At 60.4% G+C, this 14,830-nt stretch carries 10 protein-coding genes; 7 read left to right on the top strand and 3 right to left on the bottom strand.

Features of this window, described 5'->3' with window-relative positions:
- Nucleotides 1-802: 802 nt before the first annotated feature.
- The 7 genes from AB7M25_RS06245 to AB7M25_RS06215 all read left to right on the top strand — a co-directional run bounded on the left by AB7M25_RS06245 (nucleotide 803) and on the right by AB7M25_RS06215 (nucleotide 12,778).
- Nucleotides 803-2,854 (top strand): putative bifunctional diguanylate cyclase/phosphodiesterase, encoded by a 2,052-nt coding sequence (locus AB7M25_RS06245; RefSeq protein ID WP_454237072.1) that lies wholly within the window; start codon nucleotides 803-805, stop codon nucleotides 2,852-2,854.
- A 229-nt stretch (nucleotides 2,855-3,083) separates the two neighbouring features.
- On the top strand, nucleotides 3,084-4,427 hold the full coding sequence (locus AB7M25_RS06240) for an imelysin family protein (RefSeq protein WP_429518595.1): 1,344 nt from the start codon (nucleotides 3,084-3,086) through the stop codon (nucleotides 4,425-4,427).
- A 292-nt stretch (nucleotides 4,428-4,719) separates the two neighbouring features.
- Nucleotides 4,720-6,147: a di-heme oxidoreductase family protein gene (locus tag AB7M25_RS06235; protein WP_454237071.1), complete on the top strand. Its 1,428-nt coding sequence runs from the start codon at nucleotides 4,720-4,722 to the stop codon at nucleotides 6,145-6,147.
- A gap of 27 nt (nucleotides 6,148-6,174) precedes the next feature.
- A complete protein-coding gene (locus tag AB7M25_RS06230; protein ID WP_429384947.1) occupies nucleotides 6,175-7,239 on the top strand; it encodes an imelysin family protein in 1,065 nt (354 codons plus the stop codon).
- 14 nt (nucleotides 7,240-7,253) lie between these two features.
- On the top strand, nucleotides 7,254-8,354 hold the full coding sequence (locus AB7M25_RS06225; RefSeq protein ID WP_454237070.1) for a DUF1513 domain-containing protein: 1,101 nt from the start codon (nucleotides 7,254-7,256) through the stop codon (nucleotides 8,352-8,354).
- 235 nt (nucleotides 8,355-8,589) lie between these two features.
- Nucleotides 8,590-9,738, top strand: coding sequence for an efflux RND transporter periplasmic adaptor subunit (locus AB7M25_RS06220; protein WP_429384951.1), 1,149 nt, complete (start codon nucleotides 8,590-8,592; stop codon nucleotides 9,736-9,738).
- Nucleotides 9,739-9,751: 13 nt separating this feature from the next.
- Nucleotides 9,752-12,778 carry a multidrug efflux RND transporter permease subunit gene (locus tag AB7M25_RS06215; protein WP_454237069.1) on the top strand — a complete coding sequence of 1,009 codons (3,027 nt, stop codon included), beginning with the start codon at nucleotides 9,752-9,754 and terminating at the stop codon, nucleotides 12,776-12,778.
- 361 nt (nucleotides 12,779-13,139) lie between these two features.
- Here the strand turns inward: AB7M25_RS06215 and AB7M25_RS06210 are convergent, their stop codons facing one another.
- Genes AB7M25_RS06210 through AB7M25_RS06200 form a run of 3 tightly spaced genes read right to left on the bottom strand, consistent with a single transcriptional unit; the run spans nucleotide 13,140 to nucleotide 14,756 of the window.
- Entirely contained in the window at nucleotides 13,140-13,367 is a 228-nt protein-coding gene (locus AB7M25_RS06210; RefSeq protein ID WP_102698438.1) for a hypothetical protein, read from the bottom strand.
- A gap of 2 nt (nucleotides 13,368-13,369) precedes the next feature.
- Nucleotides 13,370-14,083 (bottom strand): lipopolysaccharide kinase InaA family protein, encoded by a 714-nt coding sequence (locus AB7M25_RS06205; RefSeq protein WP_429384956.1) that lies wholly within the window; start codon nucleotides 14,081-14,083, stop codon nucleotides 13,370-13,372.
- A gap of 4 nt (nucleotides 14,084-14,087) precedes the next feature.
- On the bottom strand, nucleotides 14,088-14,756 hold the full coding sequence (locus tag AB7M25_RS06200; RefSeq protein ID WP_454238334.1) for a class I SAM-dependent methyltransferase: 669 nt from the start codon (nucleotides 14,754-14,756) through the stop codon (nucleotides 14,088-14,090).
- Between the last annotated feature and the right edge of the window lie 74 nt (nucleotides 14,757-14,830).

Raw genomic sequence — 14,830 nt, 5'->3', positions numbered from 1 at the left:
TCCCACAGGGTCAAAGTACATCCGCCAGATTCAGGTCGGCTGTCAGGCCGCCTTCGCAGGCAAGCCAGCTCCCACAGGGTCAAAGTACATCCGCCAGATTCAGGTCGGCTGGCAGGCCGCCTTCGCGAGCAAGTCGGATCGCCGCACCGCCGCTCCCACAGAAGAGCAAAGGCAGAGCGGCGTACACAGAGGCTCTTCACCACTCAACAGGCCGAGCGTTAGCTCGCCTGCAGCTTGTGATCTTGATCCACCCGCCCCCTCGGCAGGCTGAGTGGAGGTGTTCATCCGGGGATGGGCGCGCAGCGCCGTTCGACGCAGTCGAACTCATTGCATGTAGGTCGAAGCGAAGCCGACCGGAGGGCAATGCCCCCGGATGGACACCGGAGCGAAGGAACCCCGAGCCTCAGCGAGGGGCCGTACGTAAGGGGCGAGACCTTTTGGTTACTTTTGGGGCGTTTGCCAAAAGTGACCCGCTGTAAGAGCGGAACCATAAGCCGCCGTTACCGCAGAAACGGATATGTACTCAGTTAAAAACCCAACAACGAAACAAGCCTCGAGCCCCTTGCCCCACCGCCACAGACGGCTAACATCAAACAAAAGGAAAATATCTGCGCCCCCACCCCTCAAGTTGAAGGACTCGACAACCGACACAGTGCTAATAGGCTAACTCGTCAAGACAACTGCAAATCAGCCAAGCTGCAGGCAAAATCCCCCAAGGATGATTGTCCCTTTGACTGCCATCACGGGATTGCCAATACTCATGGCAACTTGATACTACCCGCACGGAACAAGGAATATCCCTTTGAAGCTGGAACTCAAGAACAGCTTGTCGGTGAAGTTGCTCCGGGTCGTGCTCCTGTCGGCACTGATTGTCGGCGTGGTCTTGAGCTGCGCGCAGATTGTGTTCGATGCCTATAAAACCCGCCAGGCCGTCGCCAGCGATGCCGAACGCATCCTCGACATGTTTCGCGACCCCTCGACCCAGGCCGTCTACAGCCTGGACCGGGAAATGGGCATGCAGGTGATCGAAGGCCTGTTTCAGGACGCCGCCGTGCGCAAGGCCTCCATTGGCCATCCCAACGAAGCCATGCTCGCGCAAAAAACCCGCGAACTGCAGCACTCCCACAGCCGCTGGCTGACCGACCTGATTCTTGGCAAAGAACGCACCTTCACCACCCAACTGGTCGGTCGCGGGCCCTACAGCGAGTATTACGGCGACCTGAGCATCACCCTCGATACCGCCACCTACGGCCAAGGGTTCATTGTCAGCTCGGTGATCATCTTCATCTCCGGCGTACTGCGCGCGCTCGCCATGGGGCTGGTGCTGTATCTGGTCTATCACTGGCTGCTGACCAAGCCGCTGTCGCGGATCATCGAGCACCTCACGGAAATCAATCCGGATCGTCCCAGCGAACACAAGATTCCGCTGCTCAAGGGCCACGAGAAAAACGAACTGGGCATTTGGATCAACACTGCCAACCAGTTGCTCGAGTCCATCGAACGCAACACCCATCTGCGCCACGAGGCAGAAAACAGCCTGTTGCGCATGTCCCAATACGACTTCCTGACGGGACTGCCGAACCGGCAGCAATTGCAGCAGCAACTGGACAAGATCCTCATCGACGCCGGCAGGTTGCAGCGCCGGGTCGCGGTGTTGTGTGTCGGCCTCGACGACTTCAAGGGCATCAACGAGCAGTTCAGCTACCAGACCGGCGACCAGCTGCTGCTGGCCCTGGCCGATCGCCTGCGCGGCCATAGCGGTCGCCTGGGCGCCCTCGCCCGCCTCGGTGGCGACCAGTTCGCCCTGGTCCAGGCCGATATCGAACAACCCTACGAAGCCGCCGAGCTGGCACAAAGCATTCTCGATGATCTGGAAGCGCCGTTTGCCCTCGACCATCAGGAGATCCGCCTGCGCGCCACCATCGGCATCACCCTGTTCCCCGAGGACGGTGACAGCACCGAGAAGCTGCTGCAAAAGGCCGAGCAGACCATGACGCTGGCCAAGACCCGCTCACGCAACCGCTATCAGTTCTATATCGCCAGCGTCGACACCGAAATGCGTCGCCGCCGCGAGCTGGAAAAAGACCTGCGCGATGCCCTGGTCCGCAATCAGTTCTACCTCGTCTACCAGCCGCAGATCAGTTACCGCGACAACCGCGTAGTGGGCGTCGAAGCCCTGATTCGCTGGCAGCACCCCGAGCACGGTCTGGTGCCGCCAGACCTGTTCATCCCGCTGGCCGAACAGAACGGCACCATCATTGCCATCGGCGAATGGGTGCTGGACCAGGCCTGCAAACAATTACGCGAGTGGCATGACCAGGGCTTCAGTGACCTGCGCATGGCGGTCAACCTGTCCACGGTGCAATTGCACCACGCCGAACTGCCACGGGTGGTCAACAACCTGCTGCAAATGTACCGCCTGCCGCCCCGCAGCCTGGAACTGGAAGTCACCGAAACCGGCCTGATGGAAGACATCAGCACCGCAGCCCAGCATCTGCTCAGCCTGCGCCGCTCCGGTGCGCTGATCGCCATCGACGACTTCGGAACCGGCTATTCATCCTTGAGCTATCTCAAGAGCCTGCCGCTGGACAAGATCAAGATCGACAAGAGTTTCGTTCAGGACCTGCTCGATGACGACGACGATGCGACCATCGTTCGCGCCATCATCCAGCTGGGCAAAAGCCTGGGCATGCAGGTGATTGCCGAAGGTGTGGAAACCGCCGAACAAGAGGCCTACATCATTTCCGAAGGCTGCCACGAAGGTCAGGGTTATCACTACAGCAAACCATTACCGGCGCGGGAACTGGGCGTTTACCTCAAGCAGGCCCAACGCAGTAACGCGGCTATTTTGTAACCCCTGTAGGAGCGAGCTCGCTCGCGATGGTCGTGAACGATAACGCGTTGATTCTGGATGAGCGCGTTGTTCTCAGGTTCATCGCGAGCAAGCTCGCTCCTACAGGGGTCTGTGAATAAGAAATATTTCCACCTACAACCCTTTACACATAATGCGAAAGATTTGCATTATGTCGCAGTTTTGCGTGCGCATAGCGCCACTCCACCCCTATCGAAGCAGGATGTTCGCCATGATTCGTATGCCTCTGGCTACCGCCAGTCTGTTGGCCATCGCTATTTCCCTCGCCGGTTGCGGCGAAGGTGACAAAGAAAAAGCTGCCGCGCCTGCGCCAGCCGCCAGCACCGCGGCTGCCCCGGCTGCTGCACCTGCCGCTGCCGGTAAAGTCGACGAAGCCGCCGCCAAAGCCGTTGTCGCTCACTACGCCGACATCGTTTTCGCCGTATACAGCGATGCCGAATCCACCGCGAAGACCCTGCAAACCGCCGTAGACGCCTTCCTCGCCAAGCCGAACGACGACACCCTGAAAGCCGCCAAGGCTGCCTGGGTTGCCGCTCGCGTGCCTTACCTGCAGAGCGAAGTGTTCCGCTTCGGCAACACCATCGTTGACGACTGGGAGGGTCAACTGAACTCCTGGCCGCTGGACGAAGGCCTGATCGACTACGTCGACAAGTCCTACGAGCACGCCCTGGGCAACCCGGGCGCCACCGCCAACATCATCGCCAACACTGAAGTGCAGATCGGCGAGGACAAGGTCGACGTCAAAGACATCACCCCGGAAAAACTCGCCAGCCTGAACGAGCTGGGCGGTTCCGAGGCCAACGTCGCCACCGGTTACCACGCCATCGAATTCCTGCTCTGGGGCCAGGACCTGAACGGCACCGGCCCTGGCGCCGGCAACCGTCCGGCTTCGGACTACCTGGAAGGCAAAGGGGCTACCGGCGGTCACAACGATCGTCGTCGTGCCTACCTGAAGTCCGTGACTCAGCTGCTGGTCAGCGACCTGGAAGAAATGGTCGGTAACTGGAAGCCGAACGTGGCCGACAACTACCGCGCCACCCTGGAAGCGGAACCGGCTGAAACCGGCCTGCGCAAAATGCTGTTCGGCATGGGCAGCCTGTCCCTGGGCGAACTGGCGGGCGAGCGCATGAAGGTTTCCCTGGAAGCCAACTCCCCGGAAGACGAACAGGATTGCTTCAGCGACAACACCCACAACTCGCATTTCTACGATGCCAAGGGCATTCGTAACGTGTACCTGGGCGAATACACCCGTGTCGACGGTACCAAAATGACCGGCGCCAGCCTGTCGTCCCTGGTGGCCAAGGCCGACCCGGCTGCCGACACCGCGCTCAAAGACGACCTGGCCGCTACCGAAGCCAAGATCCAGATCATGGTTGATCACGCCAACAAGGGTGAGCACTACGACCAGTTGATCGCTGCCGGCAACACCGCAGGCAACCAGATCGTCCGTGACGCCATCGCATCCCTGGTCAAGCAGACCGGCTCGATCGAAGCCGCCGCTGGCAAACTGGGCATCAACGACCTGAACCCGGACAACGCTGATCACGAATTCTGATCAACGCTGGCTGAATGAAAAAGGCGACCTTCGGGTCGCCTTTTTCATGCCTGCCTTTTGTGGTGATGCTGGTGGCCCCATCGCTGGCAAGCCAGCTCCTACAGGTTTGGTGGTTTGCAAAACCCGAGTACACAACCTATCCCTGTAGGAGCTGGCTTGCCAGCGATCGCAACGCCTCGGTCTCAAGTGAAAAACCCTGCCCCACATCAAGCAAACGATAATTCCTCTTATTCAAATTCTTATCCCCTGTTAGACTTTGCGCCCTTGTTTTGCTCGTCTTGCAGGATCCCTGATGCCCTCGCTGCCTCTTCGCTTGTCCGCACTGTTTCTGGCCCTGGGCCTGAGTGCCTGCGATGACGCCCCGAAATTCACCCAGGCAGAACCCGGTGAAGCCCGCTCCGGCGGCAGTGCGACGGTGCGCAAGACCGATCAGAATTCGTTTTCCATGCCCTCGGCGAACCTGCCGCCGTCCCGGCGTGTGGATTTCAGCGTCGGCAACAGCTTCTTCCGCAGCCCTTGGGTGATTGCCCCTTCGACGACGACCGCGCGCGATGGCCTCGGCCCGCTGTTCAATACCAATGCCTGCCAGGGCTGTCACATCAAGGACGGCCGCGGTCATCCACCGGCTGCGGACGATGTGAACGCCGTGTCGATGCTGGTACGCCTGTCGATTCCCGACGCCCCGGCGTATGCCAAGGTCATCGAGCAGATCGGCGTGGTGCCGGAGCCCGTCTACGGCGGTCAGTTCCAGGACATGGCCGTACCCGGCGTGGCCCCCGAAGGCAAAGTGCGGGTCGATTACACCGCCGTGCCGGTTCGCTTCAAGGACGGCACCGAAGTCGAGTTGCGCAAACCCAGCCTGAACATCACCCAGCTGGGCTACGGCCCGATGCACCCCGACACCCGTTTCTCGGCACGGGTTGCCCCGCCGATGATTGGCCTGGGCCTGCTCGAGGCGATCCCTGACGAGGCGATCCTGGCCAACGCCGAGGCACAGGCCAAGGCGAACAACGGCATCAGCGGACGACCGAACCGGGTCTGGGATGACGCCGGGCAAAAAACGGTGCTTGGACGATTTGGCTGGAAAGCCGGACAACCGAACCTCAATCAGCAAAATGTCCACGCGTTTTCGGGCGATATGGGCCTCACGACCAGCCTGCGACCCTTTGATGACTGCACGGACGCGCAAACGGACTGCAAACAGGCCCCCAGTGGCAACGGCCCCGATGGCGAGCTGGAAGTCAGCGATAACATCCTGCGCCTGGTGCTGTTCTACAGCCGTAACCTCGCCGTACCGGCCCGTCGTGACGTCAACGCACCTGAAGTGCTGGCCGGCAAGACCTTGTTCTATCAGGCCGGTTGCCAGTCCTGTCACACACCGAAATACACCACCGCCGCCAACGCCGCCGAACCTGAACTGGCCAATCAAGTGATTCGCCCCTATAGCGACCTGCTGCTGCATGACATGGGCGACGGCCTGGCCGACAACCGTAGCGAATTCCAGGCCAGTGGCCGCGAATGGCGCACCCCGCCGTTGTGGGGCATCGGCCTGACACAGGCGGTCAGCGGCCACACCCAGTTCCTGCACGACGGCCGCGCCCGCAACCTGCTCGAAGCCGTGCTCTGGCATGGCGGCGAGGCGACAGCGGCGCAACAACAGGTTTTGTCTTTCAATGCCGAGCAGCGCGCCGCGCTGCTGGCGTTCCTGAATTCCCTTTAACACGCATTCCACTCGCGGGAGCCCGACATGTTCCGTCCCAAACTGTTGTTCACCAGCCTTGCCGCCCTCGCCCTGGGCGCCTGCTCGCCCCAGGATCCGCAAGCGGTCACGTCGGCTGCCATCGCCAAGTCGGTGATCCTGCCGACCTACACCCGCTGGGTTGAAGCCGACCGTCAATTGGCAGTCAGCGCCCTCGCCTATTGCGAAGGCAAGGAAACCCTGGAAACCGCCCGTGCCGACTTCCTGCACGCGCAAAAAGCCTGGGCCGAGCTGCAACCGCTGCTGATCGGGCCGTTGGCCGAAGGCAACCGCTCGTGGCAAGTGCAGTTCTGGCCGGACAAGAAAAACCTGGTCGGCCGTCAGGTCGAGCAACTGGTCAGCGCCCAGCCGCAGATCGACGTTGCAGCGCTGGCCAAGTCCAGCGTCGTGGTACAGGGCCTCTCGGCCTACGAATACATTCTGTTCGACAGCAAGCCTGACGTGGCCAACGCTGAACAGAAGGCCAGGTACTGCCCACTGTTGGTCGCGATTGGCGAACGCCAGAAGCAATTGGCCGAAGAGATTCTGCAAACCTGGAACAACACCGACGGCATGCTCGCGCAGATGAGCAAATTCCCGAACCAGCGTTACGCCGACTCCCACGAAGCGATCGCCGATCTGCTGCGGGTTCAAGTCACCGCCATCGACACCCTGAAGAAAAAACTCGGCACGCCGATGGGTCGCCAGAGCAAGGGCGTGCCGCAACCGTTCCAGGCCGATGCCTGGCGCAGCCAGTCGTCCCTGACCAGCCTCGAAGCCAGCCTCGCGGCCGCCAAAACGGTCTGGGAAGGTGTGGATAACAAAGGCCTGCGCGGACTGTTGCCGAGCGAGCAGAAACCCTTGGCCGACAAGATCGATGCCGCCTATGCCGCCTCGCTGAAACTGTTTGCCGGTAACCAGCGTTCGCTGACCGACATGCTCAATGACGAGGCCGGCCGTCAGCAACTCAACGAGCTGTATGACAGCCTCAACGTTGTCCATCGCCTGCATGAGGCCGATCTGGCCAAGGCATTGGGCATCCAGCTGGGCTTCAACGCCAACGACGGTGACTGATGAGGGCCCGTTCCATGCTGCGACGCCAGGTTCTGACATTAGGGAGTTTGCTGCTGGGTGCGGTGACGCTGGGCGGCTGGACGCTGTTCAAGCAAAAGGACAAGCGTCCGCTGTTGCTTTCGGCTCGGGACGATACCGATGGCCAGCATTACGCCGTCGGTTATCGGCTCGATGGTACCCAGGTGTTCGCCACCCGGGTCGGCCAGCGTTGCCACGACATCATCAACCACCCGACACAGCCGATTGCGCTGTTCGTCGCCCGCCGTCCGGGTACCGAGAGCTACCTGATTGATCTGCGCAACGGCACTCTGCTGCAAACCGTGACGTCGCAGCCGAACCGGCACTTCTACGGTCACGCGGTCATTCACCACAGCGGCGACTGGCTGTACACCACCGAAAACGACACCACCGACCCGGGCCGCGGCCTGCTCGGCGTGTATAAGTTCGAAGGCGAAAGGCTGGTGCACAGCGGTGAGATTTCCACCCACGGCCTGGGTCCGCACCAGGTGTCGTGGATGCCCGATGGCGAAACCCTGGTGGTGGCCAACGGCGGGATTCGCACCGAGGCCGAAAGCCGGGTGGAAATGAACCTCAACGCCATGGAACCGAGCCTGGTCCTGATGCAACGTGACGGCACCTTGCTGAGCAAGGAAACCCTCGCCCAGCAGATGAACAGCGTGCGCCATCTGGCCATCGCCAGCGACGGCACCATCGTCGCCAGCCAACAATTCATGGGCGCGGCCCACGAGTCGTCGGAGCTGTTGGCGATCAAGCGTCCCGGCCAGCCTTTCGTGGCGTTCCCGGTGCCCGAGCACCAGTTGCAGGCCATGGGGCACTACACCGCCAGCGTCGCGGTGCACAACGACTTGCGCCTGGTGGCGTTGACTGCGCCGCGGGGCAACCGTTTCTTCATCTGGGACCTGGACAGCGGTGAAGTACGCCTGGATGCACCCCTGCCCGATTGTGCCGGGGTCGGCGCCGTGGCCGATGGTTTTGTCGTGACCTCGGGCCAGGGGCGCTGCCGCTACTATGACTGCCGTCAGACAAACCTGGTCGCCAAACCGCTGGAGCTACCCGCAGGGCTCTGGGACAACCATCTTCATCTCATGGCATAAAACGCCAAAAAGATCGCAGCCTTCGGCAGCTCCTACAGGACGTACAACATTCCCCTGCAGGAGCTGGCTTGCCAGCGATGGCAATCTCAATCCTGCCGCCCACTCAACGACTCCTTCGCCGGCAAGCCGGCGCCTACGGGTTGTGAGCGTTCAATAAACGGCAGTCGGATTACCCTCTACACTCCCGGTAATGTGCCCCCGTTGTCTCACCTGATTTTGTCCAAGGAACTGGAATATGCTGCGTCGCCGCATGCTGATCATGTTGGGTGTGGTTCTCTTGATTGTGCTGGTCCTGGCCGCGTACAAAGCCTTCTCGATCTACACGATGGTTCAAGGCTTCTCTGCGCCCAGACCGGCCACCAGCGTTGCCGTGGTCACCGCCACCGAGCGTCCATGGCAAGCCCGCCTGCCTACCGTTGGCACGCTCAAGGCATTGCAGGGCGTGGACCTGAGCCTGGAGACCGATGGTACCGTCATCGATTTGCAGTTCGAGTCAGGTCAAAAGGTCAAGGCCGGTCAACCACTCCTGCGCCTCGACAGCGCCGTTGAAAGCGCCCTGCTGGAAACGGCTCTGGCCGACCTCGGGCTGGCCCAGCTTGATTATGGTCGCGGTAGCCAATTGGTCGGCAGCCAGGCCATTTCCAAAGGCGAGTTCGACCGACTTTCGGCGGTGCTGAAAAAGAGCCGGGCCACGGTCAATCAACTCAAGGCTGCGCTCGGCAAAAAAAGCATCGTCGCGCCCTTCAGCGGGACCATCGGCATTCGTCACGTAGACGTTGGCGACTATCTTGCCAGCGGCACCATGATCGCCACCCTGCAAGACCTCAGCAGCCTGTATGTCGACTTTTTTGTGCCCGAGCAGTCGGTGCCCAAGATTGCACTCGGCCAGCCAGTGCAGGTCATTGTCGCGGCGTATCCGAACCAGGAGTACCCGGGCACCATCAGTGCAATCAACCCCAAAGTCGAGAATAGCACCCGTAACGTGCAGGTCCGCGCCACCCTGGCCAACCCCGATGGCAAGCTGATGCCAGGCATGTTCGCCAACCTCCAGGTGCTCCTGCCCGACCCGCAACCGCGCATCGTGGTGCCGGAAAGCGCGATTACCTACACGCTCTACGGCAACTCGGTGTATGTGGCCGTACCAAAGAAGGCCGAAGATGGCAGCCTGGTGAAGGACGACAAGGGCCAACCGGTGCTGATCGCCGAACGGCGTTTTGTCGAGACCGGCGAACGCCGCGATGGGCAAGTGATGATCACCAAAGGCGTGCAGAGCGGCGAGAAAGTGGTGACCGCCGGCCAGCTCAAACTGGATAACGGCTCACGCATTGCCATCAGCGACGACAAGACCCAGGCCGGGCAGAACAGCCCGCCACGCGCGGACTGATCAAGGAATTCCCATGGCTTTTACCGACCCGTTCATCCGCCGTCCGGTTCTCGCTACCGTGGTCAGCCTGTTGATCGTGCTGCTGGGCTTCCAGGCCTGGAGCAAGCTGCCGCTGCGCCAGTACCCGCAAATGGAAAACGCCCTGATCACGGTGACTACCGCCTACCCCGGGGCCAACGCCGAGACCATCCAGGGCTACATCACCCAACCGATGCAGCAAAGCCTGGCCAGCGCCGAGGGCATCGACTACATGACCTCGGTCAGTCGCCAGAACTTTTCGGTGATCTCGATCTACGCACGTATCGGCTCCAACAGCGACCGTCTGTTTACCGAACTGCTGGCCAAGGCCAACGAAGTCAAGAACCAACTGCCCCAGGATGCTGAAGATCCGGTGCTGAGCAAGGAGTCTGCCAATGCGTCGGTGTTGATGTACATCAGCTACTTCAGCAAGGAAATGAACAACCCGCAGATCACCGATTACCTGTCCCGGGTGATCCAGCCCAAACTGGCTACCTTGCCCGGCATGGCCGAAGCCGAGATCCTCGGTAACCAGGTATTTGCCATGCGCCTGTGGCTGGACCCGATGAAGCTGGCAGGATTCGGCCTCAGTGCCAGCGATGTGACCAACGCGGTGCGCCAGTACAACTTCCTCTCTGCCGCGGGGGAGGTGAAGGGCGAGTACGTGGTCACCAGCATCAACGCCAATACCGAACTCAAGTCCGCCGAAGCCTTCGGGGCGATTCCGCTCAAGGTCGACGGCGACAGCCGTGTGCTGCTGCGGGATGTGGCGCGCGTGGAAATGGGTGCGGAAAACTACGACTCCATCAGCTCCTTCGGTGGCACCCCTTCGGTGTACATCGGCATCAAGGCGACACCCGCCGCCAACCCGCTGGATGTGATCAAGGAAGTGCGCAAGATCATGCCGGACCTTGAGGCCCAGCTACCACCGAACCTCAAGGGTGAAATCGCCTACGACGCCACCCTGTTCATCCAGGCCTCGATCGACGAAGTGGTGAAGACCCTGTTCGAAGCGGTGCTGATCGTGATCGTGGTGGTGTTTCTGTTCCTGGGCGCCCTGCGCTCGGTGGTGATCCCGGTGGTGACCATCCCGCTGTCGATGATCGGCGTCATGTTCTTCATGCAGATGATGGGGTACTCGATCAACCTGCTCACCCTGCTGGCGATGGTATTGGCCATCGGCCTGGTGGTGGACGACGCCATCGTGGTGGTGGAAAACATTCATCGCCACATCGAGGAAGGCAAGACGCCGCTCGACGCCGCCATTGAAGGCGCCCGGGAAATCGCCATGCCGGTGGTTTCGATGACCATCACCCTGGCGGCGGTGTACGCTCCGATCGGCTTCCTGAGCGGCCTGACCGGGGCGCTGTTCAAGGAGTTCGCCCTGACCCTGGCCGGCGCGGTGGTGATTTCCGGCATCGTCGCCCTCACCCTGTCGCCGATGATGTGTGCGTTTCTGCTGCGTCACGACGAGAACCCCAGTGGCCTGGCCCATCGCCTGGACATGCTTTTCGAACGCCTCAAGCGCCGCTACCAGAGCATGCTCCACGGCACCCTCAACACCCGCCCGGTGGTACTGGTGTTCGCCGTGATCGTGTTGTGCCTGATTCCGGTCCTTCTCAAGTTCACCCAATCGGAACTGGCGCCGGATGAGGACCAGGGCATCATTTTCATGATTGCCAACGCCCCGCAACCGACCAACCTCGACTACCTGAACACCTACACCGACGAGTTCGTCGCGATCTTCAAGGGGTTTCCCGAGTACTACTCGTCATTCCAGATCAACGGATTCAACGGCGTGCAATCGGGCATCGGCGGTTTCCTGCTCAAGCCATGGGACGATCGCAGTCGCACGCAAATGGCGATCCTGCCCGAGGTGCAGGCCAAACTGGAAAAGATCCCGGGGCTGCAGATCTTCGGCTTCAACCTGCCGTCACTGCCGGGCACCGGCGAAGGCGTGCCGTTTCAGTTCGTCATCAACTCCGCCAACGATTACGAATCGCTGCTGCAAGTGGTCGAGCGGGTAAAAAAACGTGCGAAGGAATCCGGCAAGTTTGCGTTTGTCCACGTTGACCTGGCCTTCGACAAGCCGGAAGTGGTGGTGGATATCGACCGCGCCAAGGCTGCGCAGATGGGGGTTTCCATGCAGGATCTGGGGGGAACCCTGGCAACCCTGCTGGGTGAAGGCGAGATCAACCGATTCACCATCGAAGGTCGCAGCTACAAGGTCATTGCCCAGGTCGAACGGCCGTTCCGCGACAATCCGGACTGGCTGAACAATTACTACGTGAAAAACACCCAGGGCGAACTGTTGGCGTTGTCGACCCTGATCACCGTCACCGACCGTGCCCGACCGAGACAGCTGAACCAGTTCCAGCAACTCAACTCGGCCATCCTGTCCGGCGTGCCGCTGGTGAGCATGGGGGAAGCCATCGACCTTGTGCGCCAGATCGCCCGGGAAGAGGCCCCCCCCGGCTTTGCCTTCGACTACGCCGGCGCATCGAGGCAGTACGTGCAGGAAGGCAGCGCCCTGTGGGTCACCTTTGCCCTGGCACTGGCAATCATTTTCCTGGTGCTGGCGGCCCAGTTCGAAAGTTTCCGCGACCCGCTGGTGATCCTGGTCACCGTGCCCCTGTCCATCTGCGGCGCGTTGATTCCGCTGTTCCTGGGTTGGTCGAGCATGAACATCTACACCCAGGTCGGGCTGGTGACGTTGATCGGGCTGATCAGCAAGCACGGCATTCTGATCGTCGAGTTCGCCAACCAGCTACGCAAGGACGAGGGCCTGACGGCGCGGGAAGCCGTGGAGGAAGCGGCGGCCATCCGGCTGCGTCCGGTGTTGATGACCACCGCGGCGATGGTGTTTGGCATGGTGCCATTGATCATCGCCACCGGTGCTGGCGCGGTCAGCCGGTTCGACATCGGCACGGTCATCGCGACCGGCATGTCGATCGGCACGTTGTTCACCCTGTTTGTGCTGCCTTGCATCTACACGATGCTGGCCAAACCGGATAAGCCATGAACCTTGTAGGAGCCGGCTTGCTGGCGATGGGCTCAAGTGCGCCGCGTTTATCCAGTTCATACGCGTTATCGTTAGCGACCATCGCCAGCAAGCTGGCTCCTGCAAGGGGTCGTGTGCCCACGCTCAAACCAGTGGAAGCCTCAAAAAAGGTTCATTACGCAATCCCGGAAAACTGTAGGAGCCAGCCTGCTGGCGATGGACTCAAGTGCGCCGCGTTTATCCAGTTCATACGCGTTATCGTTAGCGACCATCGCCAGCAAGCTGGCTCCTACAAGGGGTCGTGTGCCCACGCTCAAACCAGTGGAAGCCCCAAAAAAAAGGCCTCGCAAGTGCGAGGCCTTTCATTTTGGCTTCAATCGTTTCAACTTTGCGGCCTCAATCCCTGAGAAAGTCCGAACATGAATAGCAACAAATCATGATCGGGTCGAGTGGCCACGGATGCCTTCGCAACCCGTGGCAACGGACAATGTTCTTCTGCGCTTATCGAGCTGAGAACCTGGGGGCGTGGTTGCTCCCAGGCTGCCATCGCGATCGATGCAACTGCCAAGGCTCCTACCAGAAACAAACCTCGTGCAATTTCGAGTTTCATCGCTATAAACCCTTGATAGCGCTGCCAAACGCCGTCTCATAAAAGTAGACGAGCTTTTTCCAGTCTGCATCGCTGAACGACGAGTGGCGACGCAACTGCTTCATGTCATGGACAGCTGCGCGACGGGTCGTCAAACGCTGTCGGCATTTTTCCAGATCGATCAGGGCCACTTCGACCTTGGCCGTCTCGCCCTCACCGGTCACGCGAACGAATACGTGCTTGTCGTAAAGGCAACCGTGCTGCCAGCGGCCCTTGTGCATGCGAGCCAGGTTTTCCGCCAGGTCCTTGAGCACGCGTTCGTTTATGGCTTCACCATGTCGCTCGCGACCGCCACCAGCGTACCAGCGATCGATTTCCTCGTAGCCGTCCAGCGACTTGGTGACCAGCAAGGCACGCCACTTGTGCACAGGATCGCGCTGTGCGCCACAGAAAACGATGTCCGGAACCCGTACGCCAAGCGCGGTCACAGCGATGAGCGCAGCATGCTCGCGCATGACCGTAGGCCGCCCGAAAGGGTGCTGCAAGCTACGATGGATATGCCCGGTCTGGCGCTTGACGTAGAGCAGTTGACCATCACTGCCCATCAGGCGTTGAACGCCGCTTTCCCCGCCGCGACGGACATTGGGCTCTTCTACCCATTCACCGCGCTGATTCCAGAAGTAATCGAAGCGGTCCTGGGGAACGACTTCCGTTTCTGCTGCATACTGCACTGCCATCCTGTTACCTCTTGCGTAATACGTAAACTCGCCACATGGCATAGAGCGGCAAAAAGTCCAGTTGTTCCTGGATGCGGAAACCCGCCTGCTCAAATTCCTTTTCTACGGTAGCGGCCGGTAACACAAACCGGTTTTGGTAACCTTCCTGCCCACGGGTTTTCTCCGATCGTTTGCGTTTCCAGGCCTTGAAGTTGCCATCGACCCACAGCGAAAGGATCACGCTGTCGCGGGAAACCCGCTCGAATTCACGCAAAATAGCCATGCGATGCTCGGCTTCACCGATGTGGTGGAGCAAGCGCATGCAAAAAATGCTGTCGACAGCGTTGCCCGGCAAGGCGATGTCGAATGCAGACGTGTGCAAGGGTTGTACCCGTTTCACCACGTCGGCAGGTTGCGCCTGGGTTGCGACCTTCAGCATGGACTCCGAATTATCGGCACCGATGATCACACGGTTGGATTTTTCCGCCAACAAAGGCCAGAAACGCCCTGCACCACAAGGCAAATCGAGGACCAGACCAGGCTCGCCAACCAGGGCCAGCGCCTTACGCGCCAGTTGTTCGTCACGCCAATGGGACAATCGACGGCCGAGCCCCTCTTGGTGTTTGCGCAAATAGCGTTGGGCGTGTTGGTCGTCGTACTTTTCCGAGAAATCGAGCTTGATCGGGCCGTCCATCATCAGGTCTCCTGAACTTCTGATAGCAACTACCTTAGATTTTGCGGTGTCGGCGACTGGTCATCCATTTGTGA

It is taken from the genome of Pseudomonas sp. AP3_22 TE3818 (assembly GCF_053628995.1).
This window is presented reverse-complemented; position numbering and strand designations above follow the sequence as displayed.